Source organism: Acidihalobacter yilgarnensis, from assembly GCF_001753245.1.
Classification (GTDB): domain Bacteria; phylum Pseudomonadota; class Gammaproteobacteria; order DSM-5130; family Acidihalobacteraceae; genus Acidihalobacter; species Acidihalobacter yilgarnensis.
The window spans coordinates 2,111,940-2,129,923 of sequence record NZ_CP017415.1 but is presented as its reverse complement, the minus strand read 5'-3'; the positions used below and the strand labels follow the sequence as shown (position 1 = coordinate 2,129,923).

The following is a 17,984-nucleotide window of genomic DNA, read 5'->3' as shown; positions in this document are numbered from 1 at the left end:
CATTCGGAGATTTATCGGTAGCAGCCTGCGTTTATGCTGTTGTGCATGTCGAATATCTCCCTTGAAACGGATATCACAGAGCCGCCGCGCTGGCCGCCGGTGGAGCAGGGCATTCCTGCAATATCGGAGCACAAATTACTGGCGACGCAGCGTGAGCTGCTGATCGCACTGGAGCAGGGGGTGGGCGAATCGCCGGACGTATGGGTTCGCCACTACCAGCCGGTCATTCGTCGCTATGCCCGCTGGATACATCTGTTGCCGGCCTCGCGCGAACATCATCATTACGGCGCAGGCGGATTGCTGCGGCACGGCCTCGAGGCGGCCCTGGCGGCGGCCGGGCTTTACGATCGCCGAGTGGTGGGCCTGGAAGTGCCGTCCGCGGACCGCAAACGTTACCAGCAAGGCATGCGATGGGCAGCGGTTATCGGGGCGATGCTGCACGATTGCGCGAAGCCCTTGACGGACGTGGATGTGGTGGGCGACCGCTCGGGCGATCTTTGGAATCCGGTCAAGGGCAGCCTGACTGCGTGGCTCGCGGCTGGGAAGGAACGGCGGTACCGCTTGCGCTGGCGGTCTGGACGTGAGGATCGCCATAAGCTGGGTGCCGCCGTCATGTTGCCGAGGCTGGCCGGCGCGGACGAGATGGCCTGGTTGTGCGAAATCTGCGGACAGGACGCCTTGCTACAACTGGTGGACGCGGTGACGACAGGTGCAACCCAGGGGTTGTTGCCGGAAATCATTCTCGAAGCCGATAGGATATCGGTGGCGCAGGACCTTGCCCGTCGCGGGCAGATGAACGAAGACCACCGGATACCCGGCGTCGCGGCCGAATCGCACATTCTGGATGCCGCGCGGAGTCTGCTGCGTACCGGCGAATGGAAACCCGGCGGCAAGGTGTGCCTGCGTACCCATGACGATCATGTGCTGCTGGCTTGGCCCAAGGCGTTGCGCGATATCGGAAACTGGCTGTCGAATCACCGGATACCGGGCGTCATGCGTCAGCCGGACGCCATTCTCAATGTGCTCCTGGACACGGGTACGGCCAAGGCGGGACCTGACGAGGCGCCTACCTGGCGGTATCGGTTGCCGGAAGGATTGACCATCGCGGGCGTCAGGCTCAAGCCGGGCGCGCTAGAAGTGGAAGGCGAGCGCGTTGCCGGCGAATGGCTGGGCGACGAGAAGCCTACAGGCGAGGCGGTCGAGTCCACCAATACTCTGGCGCCGCAGGCGGCCGACCAGGCCCGCGAACCCGCCGCGCCGGATACGTCGGCAGGAGGGGAGAAGCCGCACCAGACGGCGCAGGCGCCGGAGGCCAAAAGCTTCCGCGAGCGGGTGCTTGAATGCCCGGCGGCGGAAGCCGTATTCGGAGACCTTGCCAGCGGGGTGAAGGCTTCAACGCTCTTAGTGTTTGCCGAAGACGCGGTCTATCTGCGCTATCCGGAAGCCTTTGCCGGCTACGGCATGACGCCGCTGCAAGTCGCCAAGGATCTGGTCGAAGGGGGCCTTGCCGAATCCGAAGGCAAGAAAATCGCACACGACATCGAGGGCGGCAAAGGCGTGCGTCTGTCCGGCTTCGGCCCCGTGTACGCGCGTAGTGCGGCTCGCGACTGGCTGGCCGAATGGATAGGTCATCAAACGGAGGATGTTCGGGACATCAAGGCGCAACGCTACGTTCCGGTCGTCTTGTTCGAGTCCTGGGGGCGTTTGTTCGAAGGCGAGGGCGCTATCGTCGATTGGCTGGAATCCGAAGGTTTGATCGTGACGGGCGTGCTGGATAACGGCAAGCAGAAGGACAAGCGCTACGCGCGTCTTCAATCATCCGCGAAGGCGAAAAAATCATGAACAACGATACGCTGAGTTACGAACCGCCGTTCCGCGCACCCTATGAATACAAGGCGGCCGTCGGCTGGGTGGTTTCCGGCTTGGGCACGCTGGGAATGACGGTTGCAACCCGCTTGCCAGCCACGCTGGGGCTGAGCATTGCCTGCGGGTCGTTCGGCATGGCCGGATACCGATACTGGAAAGGGCGCCCCTTCGAAATCGCGAGAAACCGCCTCAAGCAGATCGACTCGCTGTGGTTCATGCCAAGATCGCGGGCCAACCAATGGTACGCCTGGGCCAGGGCGCAGCACTCGACCTGGCTGGGCGAAGGATTCGAGATCACGCCGACGACGGCCGAAAAGATCCGCTTTGTAGCCGCCAGAGGACTGGGCGAAACGCTGAATCTCAAACAACGCGATGGGCGCGAAAGCGCCGGGTGGGTACAGCAGATCGAAGCGCCGAAGCCGGTCCTGCTGAACGACCGCATGATGGACGGGCATGTGCTCATCGTGGGCTCGACGGGCAAGGGCAAAACCCGGCTATTCGACCATTTTCTGACGCAGGCGATACTACGCGGAGAACCGGTCATCGCGTTCGATCCGAAGGGCGACCATGATCTCGAAGACCTGATGCGCGATACCTATGCGAGATTGGGTGTACCCGAGAAGTTCGCGGCGTTCCGGGCTTCCCGTCCGGAGACCTCGGTGCGTCTTGACCCGCTGGCGAACTGGAGTCGCTCGACAGAGGTGGCCTCGCGAGTCACCGCGCTGGTCGAGGCGGACGGCACGTTCAAGGCCTTCGTCTGGCGAGTCCTGAACAACCTGGTGCAGGGCGAGCTGCTGGCGGGTCGCAAACCCAACCTGATGTCCCTGCGCCGTCTGGTGGAAATGGGTTCTGCGGGCCTGGTGCTCGAGGTGCTCAAGTCCTGGTGCGCCCAATACGCCCAGCCCGAGGAATACATGGGCTACGTGAACAATGCGAAGACCAAGACCGGCATGGAGGTACAGGGATACATCGAGTTTTACGAGCGCGTGCTGAGCAGACGGCAGGGCAAGGGCAGTGGGCATTCCCCCGAAATCGATGGCTTGATCCAGGACTTCAATCACGACAAGGAACATTTCAGCAAGATGGTGGTGTCGTTGACGCCGATCCTGACCATGCTGACCACGCCGCCGCTGGATGACTTGCTGTCGCCCGTGGTGACGCCTGGCGATACCCGCGAGATCACCACAATCGACAAGATCGTGAAGCAGGGACGCGGTCTCTATGTGTCGTTGTCCTCGATGTCGGACCCCATTATCGGCGCGGCGATCGGCTCGATTCTGTTGGCCGACACGACGGCGCTTGCCGGTGAGCGTTACGACAGCGGGGACATCGGTCCGACGGTCAACCTCCTAGCGGACGAAGTGGCCGAGATCAGCAACGAGCAGCTGACGCAGCTGCTCAACAAGGGACGCAGCGCGAAATTTAGGACGCTGATCGCGACGCAGACCTTGGCCGATCTGGTGGTTCGTCTGGGCGGAGAACCGGAAGCCCTGCAGCAGATCGGCAACCTCAACAACGTCATCATTCTGGGCTTGCAGGACCCGAAGACTGCCGAGATGCTGGCCAAGGCGCTGCCGCGCTATCAAGCGCGCTCGGTCAAGCGCAGCTTCTCTCAGTCGATACAGCCGACGCCCGGGGATGCCTGGGGCGGCGGCTACAGCGAAGGGCTGGAGCAACAAGAGGTGGACCTTGTGACGCCGGACCTGCTGATGCGTCTGCCGCCGCTGCACTACATCGCGCGTTTTTCGGACGGGCGGATCGTCAAGGCCCGTTTTCCCATCGTGGGCGAGGACAGGCGCTGATGGCCGGCGGCGGGAACAAGGGCGGCGGCTTCGATCGCAAGCGCAAGCTGGTGGGCATCTGGCTGGTATCCTGGATCGCCATCGTGCTGTTCGCCCCGCTGCCCTGGTTGGAGGTACTGCAACACGCGCAGGAAACGGCCACGGGCGGCGAGATGGGTCTGGGCACGGTGGCGTTTTTCGATCATATGGCGTTGCACGCCACCCGTGCGATCTATGCGTCCACGGGGCTGGCGAACATCTACCAACAGGCGACCGGGTTTTTCCGGGAGCGTCTTGAGTCCGGCTACATGGGGCTCTATCTGTTCATGTGGCGGCTGTTTTTTTTCATGGGCGTGGCGATATTGTTTTCGCCGGTGCTGGCCGGAGCACTGTTCGACGGCATGATCGCGCGTCGGATATTGCAGTGGCGGTACGAATACACCTCGACGGCCCGGCATACGATGGCGCGCAGCACGGTGCTGTGGGCAATCGACCTTGCCCTGCTGTTGGTGGCGCTGCCGATCCCGTTGCCGCCCGCGGTCGTCATAAGCGGTTATCTGCTGGTGGCGATCAGTCTCAGGTGGTGGGCGGCGTCGATGCAGAAGCGGATTTGAATCGTTGGTATCCAGTCCGATCATCGCGCCGATTTTCCGCGAGATGCAATGGCAGCGTTCATGTCCGCGATGGACACGGTCTTGACCGGCTTGCCGAACATGCCCTTGAGCTCCGTTACAGACCGATTCGCCGCCACGAACAGGAACTGCCCAGGTTCAATCTGGACGAACTCCACCCGGTCCCCGGCGTCGACGGCGAGCGCATGGCGCACATCGGCTGGAATCGTGATCTGGCCTTTGGAAGTGATGGTAGCGGTAGTCATGTAGGCGCCTCCCGTTCATCCTTACATTAATGTAAGGTCTGGCGGGTTGCAAACGGGATGCCATTTAAAGAGGGCACAGGACGTGATGCGGCAACCATCGCACAACTGATGAGTTAGGACCTGGGGCGGAGACCGTCTGTCGACGGCTTCGTAGTCGTATCGACGATAGTTTCGCCACGAATAACCACCCGCAATCCAGCCAGCTTGCCAAAAACGGATGAGACCTCCTGGATCAGTTCTGCGACATCCGGTGCTTCTTGCTGAATGCGGTTACAGGCAGCCTTGCGGCTGGTACGTTGTTCGGGTAACCGGGGCAGGGGGCCGGGCAATCGCTCCAGGGACGCCCTGGCGGAAGTTTTGTCGCCGGTTAAGGCCTTGGCCGCATCCAGATGTTTTCGCGCGTGTTCGGAAAGCATGGCCGGGCCTCCGGCTAAATGGCCCTATAACGTTCAAGCCAAAGCGCGGCGGCATGCCGCGAAGCAGCCCATGGACGGGCTGCGACCCGCCGGCCTTGAGTCATGTGCGGCGGCAGAGCGGACCCGCTTCAACCCGTGCGTTGTCCGATCCGCGAACGGACGCGCCGGCGCGATCTTCATGCCGTCGCCGCCGTGTAAGCGTAGCCGTCCGCCCGTTGCAGCAGACGAAACTCCCGCGCCGGGCGGTCATGCTTGTCCAGCACGAACCAACCGCGACTGCGGATGCTTTTGATGCGCCCGACGTGCGCGCCAGCCGATTTTCCAGCGAGACATTTCAGCTCGGCCAGATCGCCGGTCTGGAACCCGTAGACGCGCTTTTGCGTGCGCGGTTTCCCACGCGGGAAGCCATACCGATCGTTACCCCGCACCCGGCGTCGGCCTCGGCCCGTGGCCTGGATGATCAAAGGCTGGAAGCCGTAAGGGACCTTCACGTCGCTGCCTTCCTCGCCCACGCAGGCCGCATCGATCCAGTGCGCCTTGGCGTAACCCTGCGCTGTGCGGTTGAACTTGGTGCGGCCACCCGACCAGAACGACACCGGCAGGCCGAATGTCTTGAGGGTGTCGCCGATGGCGTAGCGTGTGGCATTGACGGCCGCGGCGTCCTTGAGCGGCGCTTTGGCTTGCGCCTTGATTCGGGCGAGACGCTTAAGATCTCGGGCCAGAAAATCCTCTACGGGCCGGTTGCTCTTTGCCTGGTTGCATGGCACGCAGGCCAGCGTGAGATTGCTGATGCGTTCGGAGCCACCTCGGCTTTTGGGGTGGATGTGGTCGATTTCGAGCGGTACGTTTTCTGCCCCGCAGTAGGCGCACCGCCGACACCATTTCTCCAGCAGATATTCGCGCACCTCGTAACCGGCAAGCGTGCCTTGCTGGTACTGGACGCCGGAGATGCCTGGGGTCTGCATCGCCTGGGTATCGAAGCGCACGGTTTCGACCTGGGCCGCGGTGATTGGCGTCCGGTCGAGCAAACGACTGTACCAGGCGCTCACGTTGTTGACCCGTGACATGAGCGAGGGCGGCAACCAGCCCGCTTTGCGCGTGCGGTTGTCAAAACGTGCCGGGCGATATCGGCAATGACGACCACGGCGCCCCCTGCGGAACATCCGTCGGTCGGTCAGGGCCGCCTTGATGCGATGCCCGCGGTGGGTGAGGTTGGCCGCCCATACGACCTGCCGACCCCGTTGGAACTCGGCTACCAGCGCCAGTCCAGTGGTCTTGCTGCCAGGGTCGGCCTTGAAGACCACGGGCTGGATCTCACCGGCCTCTCGATCCGACAAGATGATGGTAAACGGTTGCCGCCGAAAAACAGCCGCGCGGCCGTGGCGCAACAGCTTTCTTGCTCGTGCTGGATGGCAGGGCATAAGCGGCGTGCGGGTACGGCTCAATACAAATACTCGGTTCATTGTTACCTCATGGCGCTTACGCGCCTCGATAGACTCGCCATGGCCCGAAGGCCTAGACGGTTACGGTCTCCCCGCCCGGATCGCAAAGGTCGTTCAGCCTGATGGTCGGCGGTATGCCGCGTCCTACCGTGTCCACTTTGGCCTCAGAGCGCCGGGCTGGAGAAGCACCCGGCGGTGAGTCGTTTTCACTTCACTTTGCGTCGTCTGCCTCGAAGGGCGGGCTGGTCAAGTCTCCTGGCGCCTCCGTTCAGTCATGGATGACTGCGCGAAGGTGGCAAGGCGGCGACTCGACAATCGGGATCTGCGGGTCGATCAGGGTATCGATCGTGGGCTCTATGCGGCCGTCGGGATGCAGCAGGGCAACCGCGGCCTCGACGGGCCGATCTTGTTCCAGATCAAGCCCGGTGGCCTCGCAATCGATGACAGCGAAAGTGGTGTCGAACAGCATCCCGTTTACCCTCGAACGCGCTTGCGCAACACGGCATTGTCGGCGTCGGCCAGGGCTTCGGCCTCGCTCTTGCGTTCGGGCGAGCGCGGGAGCAAGCCGCCTTTTTCTGCCCTATCGGAGCGGACGACGTTTTCGCCGGCAGGGGTGAATTCGGGTACGACGTACAGGGTGCCGCAGCGTTGGCATGAGAACGTCCGCTGCCAAACGGCTTCGCGTTTCGGCCAGACCTTGAGGTTGTAACGGATACCGAGAACGAACGCGGCGATTACGATGGACGCGATGACGGAGGCCGGTATTCCGATAGCGGCATAAAGGATGCGCTGCTGCTCGGCATGCGAGGCATGCTGAGGATTGATATGAAACAGCGACACGAGGGCATGGGCTGAGGCCCAGAAACCGAACACCTCGAACACCCAGCCGACGATCAGCGTGAAGAAAACGGCCTGCACCAAGCTGCGCAGCACGCGAAACCGCCAGGGCGGCCGAGTCGCGGCGGAAAGCACGCTCTGGCTGGTGCCCCACGAGTAACCCGCGTGGACGAACACGGCGGGGAATGAGAATGCCAGGGTGAAAGGTATGACGACCCATTTGAAAACCATGGCGACGAGCGACCAGGGCATGTGGTTGAAAAAGAGAGCGGCGCCGGCACCGACGCTCTTGGTCTTGGTCTTTGAGAGGCCGGACGCCCAGGTGAGCGCGAGGCGCTTGGCCTGCTGGCTGTGGCAGTTGGGGCATTCGAAATCCACGGCAAAATCCTCCGATAAAAGATGTTCTGATTATCAGGATAATGGTTTCCGAGAAAACGCAAGCCGCGTCCCGAACGAGGACATGATGATGTGGTTGTCTGGGTCGTTTCCCCTCAACTAATCCGAAATAATGGGTCTTTTCGTGATTTCCGATTCGCGAGACGGGCATTGATGCCCGAATCGGGACATGATCCGGGCATGAACCTTCGTTTCGTGAGCAGGACGATCATCGCGGTCGGCCTAATGGCCGCCGGCAGTCTGCCGATGCCCGCGTGGAGCGCTCCGGCGCCCGCGCCGCGCTGGCCGACACCGCAATGCGTGTTGACGGTGGCCAGAGCCGACAAGCTCAACCCCTGGGCATTGCTCGGGATCATGCAAACGGAAGGCGGGCGGCCAGGGCAGGCGGTGAAGGACGGCAACGGCACCTACGATCTAGGCCCGATGCAGGTGAACACGCTCTGGATGCCGAAGCTGGCGCGGATTGGCATCACGCGGGCGGAGGTACAGAATGACGGCTGCATCAACCTCGCGGTGGCCGCCGCCATCCTGAAAAACTACTTGTCGCAGGCTCACGGCAATCTCGCCCGCGCGATCGGCTGGTATCACTCGCACACGCGCCGGCTGGCCGCCGGCTACCAGCTGAAAGTGGCCGCCTCGATACGCGATCTCGCGGGCTTGCACAGCCCAAGATAGCGTGATATATATTTTCTGGAAACCGTCCCCGCGAACGCATCGCGGCCAATGATTCCGGCAACGCCGGACTGAATTCCCGGGCAACCGGACATCTGTACCGCGGCAATCGCCGCACTCATTCGCGCCGAACGGCGCACTTCCTATTGGTTTTTGTGTACGCGGGATACCCGTGCGCGCGTTTTGCGCGTCTGGGGCTTTTGCGTGCGCGTCTTAAACAGGAGATACCTCATGTTCAAAGTGGAACGCAAGGCGCTGGCCGACGCGCTCGGTCGTGTTGCCGCGCTGGTCAAGCGCGCGAACGTGCTGCCGATACTCGGTCATGTGCTGGTATCGGTGACACAGGATACGCTCGTCATCACGGCGACAGATTTGAAGTCCTGGGCGTTCGCGATGCTGCCTGCCGAAGGCGGTAACGCAATGTTCACAGCCCCACTGGACAAGCTGACGGCTATCGCTTCCGGCGGTTTTGGCGAATACATCGAATTCATGCCGGAAGAAGGTGTTGAGCCAAAGATCAAGGTGACCTGCGGTCGTGGCCGCTTCACGCTGGCGAGTTATGAGGTCGGCGATTTCCCGATGCCAGAAAAACCGGGTGAAGACGATACCCGCATCGAGGTTGGCACATCGGCGCTGCACGCGGCCATGAAGTCCACCGCTATGCACGCCGCGGAAAACGACGTGCGCACCTATCTCAACGGGGCCTATCTGCAGCTCGACGACGGAATCGCCACCTGCGTGGCTACCGACGGTCACCGTTGCCTGGTACAGAGCATGATCTACACGGGTGATGCCTCCGGGGTGAGCGGAATTATTCCGCATGCAGCCTTGACGGTATTGAGCCGTGCATTGCCGAAGAGCAACGGGACGATGGTCATCAAGTTGAATAAGCATCAAGCGCGCTTCGAGGTGGAGGGCTTTGCCCTGACCACCAATCTGCTCGACGGCACTTACCCGGATTATCGTCGAATACTGGCGAAAGAAGTGCCGACACCGGTCGTGGTCAACCGTGAGCAATTGCGTGAGGCCGTCGATTTGATTGGCGGTTTTTCTGATGCGAAATATCGGGCCGTGGCCGCGGATATTGCTCCCGGAAAGCTGGCGCTGAATGCCCATTCAGCGATGAGCGCCGATGCCGGCAACATTGAGATCGACTGCGAGTATCAGGGTGACACCTGTCGGGTTGGCTTTACGCTCAGCTATTTGCAGGACGCAATTTCAGTATTGTCCGGGGAAGAAGTCAGCATCCACATCGCGTCCAGCAACAAACCGATGCTGCTGACCAGCGAGGACCCGGAACTTTCGGTCACGCTGTCTCAGTGCCTCATCTAAGGAGGTGCCAATGAAAACCCTGAACGAACCAGATTTTTCGGCGAATCACATCGTCGAGAAAATAGAACTATTCCGCTGCGAAGAATGCGGCGCGGAATACGAGGATTATGACGAGGCGCGGGAATGCTGTCCGCCAACGATCAGCGAGGTCGAATACTGGGTTTGTTCCGAATGCGGAGAATATTGCAAGACGGAGGTTCAGGCGATCGAGCACTGCACTGATCAGTCGTATCGCACAAAATTGGAGAGCCAGGGTCAAATCCGGCTGTTCCCATAACGTAATTAACACCGATTTGCCGCCCTTCGGGGCGGCGCATTTCAGGCATTGAGCGATGCCCGATATGCGAGCGCTTGACAGCGTGGGCAGCCAGGCGTAACGATCAGATTTCACATAGCCGCTTGCGAGCTTATCGCAAGACAACTTCCGGGAGGCATCCCGGACATTGCACCCATCTGCGGGACATCTCTCCCGCGATGGGAGTCATGATGTCCTCTCCGCTACGCGGATGGGACATGAGATTTTCTTCAGGGAGTAGCGGCCCCGAGGAGAACTGTCATGACCATGATTAACGACCGTGAAAACCCTATCGTCGCTGCGTTCATCAACCTGCATTCGCGTGACCGTCGCGTGCGGCCGCTTGCGGTGTTGGAAGCGCGTTTCGACGCCCTGTATGCCAAAGATCCGGATCTGGCGGAAGCCAAGGTCTGGGAGGCGGCCGACAGGATCGGATTGTCCAGCGAGGAGGTTCACGGCTTTCTTGCGGGGTATCGGTACAACTGATACGCCCTATCGCGAAGAGCCCGCTTGATGCGGGCTCTTCTTTTACTCGATTCGGTGCCTGGCGGCGTCTAAATGTCGTTTTCTTCGCAGACTTTCTGTACTTCCGGATCTTCGAAGATTGCCTCCAGTAGTCGGTGATGCTTTTCGGCCAGATCCGGCTTCTCTTTGCGGAGACGCTCGTGCCGACGGGTGAGCACTCGGTTGCGCACTTCGGGACGCTTGCGGTAGCTGACAAAGTCGATGGTGTCTTCGGTATTCATCGATGCCCTCATGTGTGTTTGTTGAGAGATGCCATCATCCTAGCATGCCTTCCTGGGCATGCCAGAATGATGGGGTTCTCCAAAGGATCGACGGCCTTCTCCGTCGAACAACGCCAACGTTAATCAAGAATGAGGAAATGAAGATGAAACACGCCCTGAGACTGATGTCTCTCGGGCTGTGGGGAGCGGTTGTGCTCGGGATGAAGCACCTGGCTGCAGGTGGTGACCCGACGCCCTGGGATATCGGGGCAACCGCGCTCGCGGCGGGCGTGTCATTTGTCTTGCTTTTCCTTTCGAAATAGAATGGAGCAGACCATGCACGCCCGCCAACAGCCCTTGAGCACGAACATGAACGGAACACACGCCAAAGCACGTCATGCGATCGCCTGGGTTTTGGTAGCCGCGACTTTTTCGGCCGTATTCGTTTCCATGTTCATGAGCGGAGCCGTGAGTTTTTGGCTTCCGACAGGCACAGGCATCATCAGCGGCCTGCTGATGATGGTCCTGTATTTCGTGGAAAAACACTCGCGGCGGTAATCCACCGTCGCGGGTGACTCCGCCGCCATCGCTGCGGCTGTCACGCTATCCCATCGACTTTAGGCCAGCCAAACCCTATCCGGATGCCCGCACGCATAGGGTCTGGTTTCAACGTCAGCCGGCGCGCAGCCCGGCCTATCCCTTAAAAACCACAGGAGCCTCGTCATGAAAGACTGGGACGATCCGCTTGCGCCCGCAGTCAGGCGCGAGCCTGATAACGCGGGTGCGCAAGACATTATCGGGTCCGCCGAAGATGAACGCGAGAGCCAGCCGGTCAAGGCCGACGACAAGCGCGTCGTCAACGGCCTCACCGACGTAAACCAGCTCGCGCCGTTCAAGTACCCCTGGGCGTGGAACTACTTCCTCAACGCCAACAAGAACCACTGGACGCCGCTCGACATCAACATGGCCTCCGACGTGCACGACTACTTCCACAAGCTCACCCTGGAAGAACGCCACGTCTACGAGAACGTGCTCGCCTACCTGACTACCTCCGACATCCTGGCCATGCGCAACATCGGCCTCGCGGTGATGGAAAAGATGTCCGCGCCCGAGCTGCAGATCTACCAGGCCCGCCAGGTCTACGAGGAATCCCTGCACACCTGGACCTACCAGCACTGCATCGAAACCATCGGCCTCGACCAGGGCGAGATCTACAACCGCTATCGCGTGGTCCCCGAGATCCACGCCAAGATCCGCATCGCCAACCGCCGGCTCGACTCCGTCCTGCGTCCCGACATCGACCTCAAGGACCGCGGCGAACTGATGAACTTCCTCATGGCGTACATCTTCTTCGCCGCCGTGTTCGAAGGCAGCTGGTTCTACAACGGCTTCACCCCTATCTTCGCCCTGCAGCGCCGCGGCCTGATGAAGGGCACCGCCGAACAGCTGCAATACATCATGCGCGACGAGGTCATGCACGCCAGCTTCGGCATCCGCGTGGCCAAGCAGATCATGCTGGAGGAAAACATCCGCCCCGATCCCAAGGCCATCCGCGAGATGTGGGACGAGGCCGAGGCCGCCGAAAGCGGCTACGCCTGCTACCTCCTGCCCGACCCGATCCTCGGCTACACCGCCGAGATGCACAGCGACCAGTTCCGCTTCGTCGCCAACCGCCGCGCCAAGCAGCTCGGCCTCGAAGAGCCTTTCCCGGGCGCGGAGAACGCGATCGAGTGGCTGGACGAGCAGGCGAACCTGCGCAAGGAGAAGAATTTCTTCGAGACGCGCGTCACTGAATATCAGACCGGCGGCGCATTAAGCTGGGACTGATACCTCCACCTTCCTCCCGCCGGCATCAGCCGGCGGTCTTCTGAACCGCTTTTCGAAGCGAAGCAGAAGACCGGAGTCTCCGCCTCCCTTCATTCGCGGAGCAATCGAGAGGAAACCCCAATGAGCATTATTGCCGAACTCGCGGCGGCCATGGGCGGCGCGCGCGTGCAGGATTCCTGCGCGTGTCGAACGCCTGACGCCACGCATCATTTTTGGTCGATCTTCGGCGGTAAAACCGCCTACCTGATCGAACGCAAAGGACGGTTCGTGACCTGGGAAATCAGAGACGAGCCGATGTCGGTCGTGTACCGGCAGTTCATCGGAAAAAACAGCAACCCCAAAGGAGTGGTGGAACACCATGTCATTCAATCATCCGCTGATGAAAAAACTCAAAGGCCGAATCAGCGTCGCCCTTGATGGTCAGGTGCTGGAACTCGTTGACCCGGAAGACGGGTTGACGGGAGAAGCGCATCACAAGCGCCGTCTGCAGTTTTTAGTAAGGTCAGACAGGCTGCTGGCTTTTCGCCGGTTGCCGCCTCGATCCGTGGGCGATTTCAATCCGGGCGAAGGCGTCAGCGCAATCTGGTGGGAACCGGGTCTTCAGGCCGCAGAGAAACTGGGGCCTGACTATCGGGAACTGGTGACGGGCTGGTGGCGCTCACGCCTGCCTGACGAAGAAACCTTCAATTCGGCCCTGGTGCGTCAGTCGTATCTGCTCGACGTAGCCGCCTGGACGCCGGATGGCGACGAGGTGACATACGACGCCGTGCGCGACCAATACGTGTTTCGCGTGCCGTGGGTTGGTCGCCAGCTGAGCGTCAATACGCTGCGCGCCGCCCGCATGATCTTTCACCATGATGGCGCGACCGCGCCTTAGGGTTTTCACCCTATTTCGACCGGGGCATAGGTCGAACAAACGATCAGCGGGACGCCGCTGAACATCAGCCTCACCATGGGAGGTTTATCATGCAACAAGTGGAAAATGCAGTCGGGTTTTTCATGCTTTTCCTGTTCGATTCCGCCATCATTGCGATGATGGTTTATTTGCCCTTGCGCCTCATGTTCAGGGGTACGAAGCTGTTTGCCAGAAAGGCCGCCAAAGCGGTCGAGCCTGTCGCTCGCGCGTCAGGTGAAGCGGCGGCAGCGCCTGTAGCCGCCTTCAAGGCCGCTGCAGCGGAAAAAACCGCGCGTGCCGAACAGGCAGCGCGTGAGAAGGTGGAAGCCCAAGCCCGCAAGCGGGCGGAAGCGGAAGCCTTGAAGCAGGCCGAAGCCGAAATCAAGGCGGCGGCGAAAAACCGGATCGTGGTCGACACCACGCCCGGAAAACGCGGAGCGTTCGCGCCTCCGGCCGGCTTTGCCGGCGATTACACGGCGCACATGTGTGCGCGCTGGCAGTCGGAAGGCCGTCAGTCCATCGAGAAGGTGGTCAACGCGGTGCGCCGCGGCAAGGAAGTGCATTTCTCGGGCGCTTATGCCGAGGAAGCCGCCGCGATCGTCTCGGCCATCATCCATAAGACGCGGGTCAGTCTGAATCCCGACACCCCGCGCGTGCAGCATCCCAAGGTCGTGCATCTGGACGAGCGTCGGCAACCTGCGGCGACCGAACCGGAGCCGGCGGAACTGCCGCCGGAAATCGACCCGGATTTCTTCGAACCCATGCCTCTGGACGAGGCGATGGATTATGAAGACGTGCGCGAGCACAGCCATCACTGAAAACCCTTTGAGTGCCCGGGTAAATCCGGGCACTTCATTCCCCAATAAAAACCTCTGGATTTCATTACCGCAAAGCCCAGCCGGTTTTGCCGTAACCGCCGATTCATGACGGCACCGTCCGCCTTACTGACTGGACGGCAAGGAGGTAATCAATGTGAAGATAGTGAATCTCGACCAGAAGTCAGAGGCCTGGCTCGACTGGCGAAGAAATGGCATCACGGCCAGCGAAAGCCCCGTGACCACGGGCATAGTCCGTACAAGACCCCCTGGCGTCTGTGGGCTGAAAAAACGGGCAAGGTAGCCCCGAAGATTTGTCGCGAAACCCCAACGTCAGGCGTGGCGTGGGCAATGAAGACAGAGCGCGTCAATGCTATGAGGAACGACACAACGTTGTTCTGCTGCCTGTCTGCGCCGAATGGTCGGCAAATCCGTTATTCCGCGCTTCGCTCGACGGTCTGACAGATAAACGCATCCCGGTCGAACTCAAGGCGCCGTCATCCAGCGTGATGGCGGAGGTGCTTGAGCAAGGCGAGGCATCAGAGGCCTACCAGCTGTATTGGTGGCAGGTACAGCACCAGATGCTGGTGACCGAAGCTGACAAGGGCGTGCTTTGCTTTTATCTGACACCAGAAGAGAGCGACACCGGCGAAGAGGTTTGGAAAGAGTTCGAGATCGCGCGCGACCCGCAGGCGATCGACGAAATACTCGTAGCTGGCGTGGCCTTCTGGCAGATGGTCAAGGACCGGAAAGAACCGCCCAAGGACCCCGAGCGCGATGAGTTCGTGCCCGAGAATCTGGCGGACATTCGCGCCTGGAAAGCATCTGCCGGCGCTTGGCTCGAACATCAGTCCAACCTCAAACGTCTCGAGGAACAGGTGAAGGACCTCAAGCAGGCGATGGGTGCCGAGCAGGACAAGCTCGTTCAACTGATGGGTGAATTCGTCAGGGCCAATGCGTTCGGCGTGCAGCTGACACGTTTTCAGGTCCAGGGATCAGTAGACTGGAACAAGGTCCGCGAGGACCTGTTGCCGAACCTCAGTGACGCGGAACTGGACGGCTATCGCAAGAAGCCGCGCCAGCAGGTGCGCATGGCGCCTTCCTCGGAAGTTTCCGAAAAGGCAGCCAAAGCTGATGTCAAGGCCGCAATCGCGGAATCGGCGCAAGCCGAGCAACAGGAAGGCGAGGGTCAGTTCGCCTGGTGATTTGATTCAAGGCATCACCGGCCCAAACGGGCCGGTGATGCCCTTGTGCTGAAATAACGCCAAACATTCGGCTGATCGGATAGCGCGCCAGTGCACGTTATTCCATCAACGGAGCCGGACCGTACAACCGGCCTTCCATCAACCCCCGCGGGGCTCATACCCCGAACAGGGGTGTGCGCCTCCATCAGGAGGATAACTCATGAGTATTTCCCTTTACGACGCCTTCGGCGTGACTTCTCCGGTGGCGGATACCAAGCAGATCCCGCTCGACAAGATCTGCCCGCTGGGCGACCACGAGCAGGTCCAGCCGGACCCGAACTATGTGTTCGAGTATCGCAATCTCAAGCGCGTGCTCAAGAACATCAATAACCGCAAACCGATGTGGATACACGGTCCGTCAGGCTGCGGCAAGACGGAGTTGATGGTTCAGGTCGGCGCGCGTCTCAAGCGCCCCGTCCACGTCATCAGCATCGGCGAGGAAACCAGTTTGCGCGAGCTGCTGGGAACCTTCGAGCTCAAGGCGGCTGAAAGCAAGAACGGGTTCGAGACGGCGTTTCGTTACGGCACGCTGACTCAGGCCATGCGGGAACCCGGCGCCATCGTGGTGCTCGATGAGTTCAACATGGCGCCCTCGACGGTGGCCGCGCAGTTCAACCGTTTGCTGGAAACCGGGGAGGTCACCATCCCGGAAACCGGCGAAACCGTGAAGGCGGCCGATAACGTGACATTCGTGGTCACCGCCAACACCGCTGGCGGGATCGACGAGTCCGGCATTTACGCCGGCTCCCAGGCTCAGAATGGCGCGACGCGCTCCCGGTTCGCCGGATTGCGGGTGAATTACCTGCCCCCCGACCTGGAAGAACAGATCATCACGCGGTCGTTCCCGCGCATCAACGCGGTGGTGGAACTGCCTGAGACCAACAAGACCTTGTCTTCATTGATGGTCGAAACGGCCTGCGCTATCAGGTCGCTCGTGGCCGAGCAGGAAGTCTCTCTGCCATTCACGGTTCGCAACCTCAAGGAGTGGGCGGGTTCTACGCTGGCTTTCCGAGACATTGGAGAGGCCTTTGCCGACGCCTATTTCGACATGCTCGGCGAAACCGAACGCACAGCTGTCGGAGAAGTGTTCCAGCGGATGTTCGGCTTGAACCTGGGGTGATGCTATGGAAAGCGTCCTTTTCCACGATAAAAACGGCTCAGACAAGTTCTGGGCCGTCTCCGTCAGAAACCGCACGTGTTATGTCTTCTGGGGGCGTAACGGCACCAAGGGGCAAGTGAAAACCTATTCGTTCAGTTCGCCCTATAAAGCGAATGCCTGTGCCCGCGCCAAAGTGGATGAAAAAACCCGAAAAGGTTATGGCCCGGCTGTCGCAAATGATCCCAACTTCGACCAGGAACGATTCTTTGACGAAAAGTTTCTGGAACACGGGGTGCTTGTCGGCAAGGGTGTTTCGGAAGAACCGCCCGCCAACCCGGGTCGCAGCGTCGCATGGTTAGCTCCAAAGCCTATAACTATCGACCATCTCAATGATGCGGTCACGCTGGTCAATACCGTGCTGAATACGGCGGGACTGGCGCCTTGCGTTCATCTGACGCCAGAAGGGCAGGTGACTTTTTCCGCCGTAGATGACGACGACCTTCATTTCGGTTATCCGCCGCAAGCGTTCATAGATGGCTTGTTGAGCCCAATAGCGCGCAAGGCAATTATGGAGCGCAACGTGAGCCGCGACGGCTGGCTGTCTCTCAATGGTGGGGGCAGCGGAACGCTGGAGTACGGCGAGTCGCTGCATCAGTTGACCGTGCCGTTGTTTCTTGCCGTTTTGATTCGAAACGCCGACGGTTTCTCCGCTGTAGATGACGACAAGGGAAAATTGGGTATCTGCCTGGACTGGGATCGGATAAAAATCCCCCAAGGGTACCCAGAGGAAAACCTGGTGCGCGCTGTGCGCGAGCGCTGGTTTACGAACGACACAAAGGTTCGCATTCTTGAAGATGCGAACACCTCTGAGTACGTTTACTGGTAATCACATCGCCCCCATTGATTGGGGGCGCATTTTCCAGCCTTTCCGGCTGTGTTACCGCAAAGCGTAACGAGCTTCGCCGTAACAGCCTCTCCGACGGCTTTGAGTCGGATTATCGAATTCCGCATTGCGGATTTTTTAACCCCGGCGGGGCATATGGCCCCGGCGCGGGAAATATGCACCTCCGGTAAACACCTGGTGCGTCAGGTTTGGAGGTCTTCGTGAAAGAAGGCGATATTGTGCTTGCCTTATTTCCCAACATGGAAAACGAAATTAAAAAATATAGGCCGGCTTTGGTGTGGGAAACTACGCCAGTCTCCGCCAGGCTGGTTTATATCTCGACACAAAAACTTGTCGAGGCTTTCCAAACGGAAATAGTTTTAAGCCAAGAAGAAGCCATCATGATTGGATTGTCGCGATCGAGCAGGATTGATTTTGGGAAAAGAGTGAATATTCCCATTGTCGATGTCAAGAAAAAGCTAGGGCACGTATCTTCTTTGCCTAAGCAAACATTACGCAAGTTATATTACGCTGCGCTCGCAGCAGGCATGAAGGATTAAGCATAATGCGCGCCACCTGATT

The 17,984-nt window shown here is 60.1% G+C and carries 22 protein-coding genes and 1 pseudogene; 17 read left to right on the top strand and 6 right to left on the bottom strand.

Annotation, left to right across the window (positions count from 1 at the left end; genetic code table 11):
* Positions 1-45: 45 nt before the first annotated feature.
* The 3 genes from mobH to BI364_RS10185 are packed head-to-tail and all read left to right on the top strand — an operon-like array spanning position 46 to position 4,261.
* Positions 46-1,842 carry a MobH family relaxase gene (gene mobH / locus BI364_RS10195; protein WP_197495669.1) on the top strand — a complete coding sequence of 599 codons (1,797 nt, stop codon included), beginning with the start codon at positions 46-48 and terminating at the stop codon, positions 1,840-1,842.
* The gene (traD, locus tag BI364_RS10190; protein ID WP_070078645.1) at positions 1,839-3,668 is read left to right on the top strand and encodes a conjugative transfer system coupling protein TraD; all 1,830 of its coding nucleotides are present in this window, start codon (positions 1,839-1,841) and stop codon (positions 3,666-3,668) included. The genes mobH and traD overlap by 4 nt, the downstream gene beginning before the upstream one ends.
* The gene (locus BI364_RS10185) at positions 3,668-4,261 is read left to right on the top strand and encodes a DUF4400 domain-containing protein (protein WP_070078644.1); all 594 of its coding nucleotides are present in this window, start codon (positions 3,668-3,670) and stop codon (positions 4,259-4,261) included. Before traD ends, BI364_RS10185 begins: the two co-directional genes overlap by 1 nt.
* A 20-nt stretch (positions 4,262-4,281) precedes the next feature.
* Here the strand turns inward: BI364_RS10185 and BI364_RS10180 are convergent, their stop codons facing one another.
* The 5 genes from BI364_RS10180 to BI364_RS10160 form a co-directional block, all read right to left on the bottom strand.
* Positions 4,282-4,524, bottom strand: a complete 243-nt coding sequence (locus tag BI364_RS10180; RefSeq protein WP_070078643.1) for an AbrB/MazE/SpoVT family DNA-binding domain-containing protein — start codon at positions 4,522-4,524, stop codon at positions 4,282-4,284.
* A gap of 113 nt (positions 4,525-4,637) precedes the next feature.
* The gene (locus BI364_RS10175) at positions 4,638-4,940 is read right to left on the bottom strand and encodes a hypothetical protein (protein ID WP_070078642.1); all 303 of its coding nucleotides are present in this window, start codon (positions 4,938-4,940) and stop codon (positions 4,638-4,640) included.
* A 176-nt stretch (positions 4,941-5,116) separates the two neighbouring features.
* A complete protein-coding gene (iscB, locus tag BI364_RS10170; RefSeq protein ID WP_070078641.1) occupies positions 5,117-6,403 on the bottom strand; it encodes an RNA-guided endonuclease IscB in 1,287 nt (428 codons plus the stop codon).
* 247 nt (positions 6,404-6,650) lie between these two features.
* Complete coding sequence (locus tag BI364_RS10165; protein WP_070078640.1) at positions 6,651-6,851, bottom strand: exonuclease domain-containing protein; 201 nt, start codon at positions 6,849-6,851, stop codon at positions 6,651-6,653.
* Positions 6,852-6,856: 5 nt separating this feature from the next.
* Positions 6,857-7,597 (bottom strand): hypothetical protein, encoded by a 741-nt coding sequence (locus BI364_RS10160; protein ID WP_070078639.1) that lies wholly within the window; start codon positions 7,595-7,597, stop codon positions 6,857-6,859.
* A gap of 171 nt (positions 7,598-7,768) precedes the next feature.
* On the opposite strand from BI364_RS10160, the gene BI364_RS10155 reads away from it, so the two are divergent.
* The 4 genes from BI364_RS10155 to BI364_RS10140 all read left to right on the top strand — a co-directional run bounded on the left by BI364_RS10155 (position 7,769) and on the right by BI364_RS10140 (position 10,400).
* Positions 7,769-8,290: a lytic transglycosylase domain-containing protein gene (locus tag BI364_RS10155; RefSeq protein ID WP_156782712.1), complete on the top strand. Its 522-nt coding sequence runs from the start codon at positions 7,769-7,771 to the stop codon at positions 8,288-8,290.
* Between the two features lie 180 nt (positions 8,291-8,470).
* Positions 8,471-9,619 carry a DNA polymerase III subunit beta gene (dnaN, locus tag BI364_RS10150; protein ID WP_156782711.1) on the top strand — a complete coding sequence of 383 codons (1,149 nt, stop codon included), beginning with the start codon at positions 8,471-8,473 and terminating at the stop codon, positions 9,617-9,619.
* Between the two features lie 10 nt (positions 9,620-9,629).
* Positions 9,630-9,896: a hypothetical protein gene (locus BI364_RS10145; protein WP_070078637.1), complete on the top strand. Its 267-nt coding sequence runs from the start codon at positions 9,630-9,632 to the stop codon at positions 9,894-9,896.
* 279 nt (positions 9,897-10,175) lie between these two features.
* The gene (locus tag BI364_RS10140; protein ID WP_070078636.1) at positions 10,176-10,400 is read left to right on the top strand and encodes a hypothetical protein; all 225 of its coding nucleotides are present in this window, start codon (positions 10,176-10,178) and stop codon (positions 10,398-10,400) included.
* 68 nt (positions 10,401-10,468) lie between these two features.
* On the opposite strand, the gene BI364_RS10135 is transcribed toward BI364_RS10140, so the two are convergent.
* Entirely contained in the window at positions 10,469-10,660 is a 192-nt protein-coding gene (locus tag BI364_RS10135; protein WP_070078635.1) for a hypothetical protein, read from the bottom strand.
* A 143-nt stretch (positions 10,661-10,803) separates the two neighbouring features.
* On the opposite strand from BI364_RS10135, the gene BI364_RS17915 reads away from it, so the two are divergent.
* The 10 genes and pseudogenes from BI364_RS17915 to BI364_RS10085 all read left to right on the top strand — a co-directional run bounded on the left by BI364_RS17915 (position 10,804) and on the right by BI364_RS10085 (position 17,962).
* A complete protein-coding gene (locus BI364_RS17915; RefSeq protein ID WP_156782710.1) occupies positions 10,804-10,962 on the top strand; it encodes a hypothetical protein in 159 nt (52 codons plus the stop codon).
* Between the two features lie 46 nt (positions 10,963-11,008).
* The gene (locus tag BI364_RS10125) at positions 11,009-11,197 is read left to right on the top strand and encodes a hypothetical protein (RefSeq protein ID WP_156782709.1); all 189 of its coding nucleotides are present in this window, start codon (positions 11,009-11,011) and stop codon (positions 11,195-11,197) included.
* A gap of 165 nt (positions 11,198-11,362) precedes the next feature.
* Positions 11,363-12,466, top strand: a complete 1,104-nt coding sequence (locus tag BI364_RS10120) for a ribonucleotide-diphosphate reductase subunit beta (RefSeq protein ID WP_070078632.1) — start codon at positions 11,363-11,365, stop codon at positions 12,464-12,466.
* Between the two features lie 120 nt (positions 12,467-12,586).
* The gene (locus BI364_RS10115; protein WP_070078631.1) at positions 12,587-12,883 is read left to right on the top strand and encodes a hypothetical protein; all 297 of its coding nucleotides are present in this window, start codon (positions 12,587-12,589) and stop codon (positions 12,881-12,883) included.
* Positions 12,825-13,343 carry a hypothetical protein gene (locus tag BI364_RS10110; protein WP_197495668.1) on the top strand — a complete coding sequence of 173 codons (519 nt, stop codon included), beginning with the start codon at positions 12,825-12,827 and terminating at the stop codon, positions 13,341-13,343. Before BI364_RS10115 ends, BI364_RS10110 begins: the two co-directional genes overlap by 59 nt.
* An 89-nt stretch (positions 13,344-13,432) precedes the next feature.
* Complete coding sequence (locus tag BI364_RS10105; protein WP_070078629.1) at positions 13,433-14,179, top strand: hypothetical protein; 747 nt, start codon at positions 13,433-13,435, stop codon at positions 14,177-14,179.
* A gap of 305 nt (positions 14,180-14,484) precedes the next feature.
* Positions 14,485-15,381, top strand: a pseudogene (locus tag BI364_RS10100) (YqaJ viral recombinase family protein); the annotation flags it as partial.
* 199 nt (positions 15,382-15,580) lie between these two features.
* Positions 15,581-16,540, top strand: a complete 960-nt coding sequence (locus tag BI364_RS10095; RefSeq protein ID WP_070078628.1) for an AAA family ATPase — start codon at positions 15,581-15,583, stop codon at positions 16,538-16,540.
* Between the two features lie 4 nt (positions 16,541-16,544).
* Entirely contained in the window at positions 16,545-17,405 is an 861-nt protein-coding gene (locus BI364_RS10090) for a WGR domain-containing protein (RefSeq protein WP_070078627.1), read from the top strand.
* A 218-nt stretch (positions 17,406-17,623) separates the two neighbouring features.
* Positions 17,624-17,962 (top strand): type II toxin-antitoxin system PemK/MazF family toxin, encoded by a 339-nt coding sequence (locus BI364_RS10085; RefSeq protein WP_156782707.1) that lies wholly within the window; start codon positions 17,624-17,626, stop codon positions 17,960-17,962.
* Positions 17,963-17,984 lie beyond the last annotated feature (22 nt).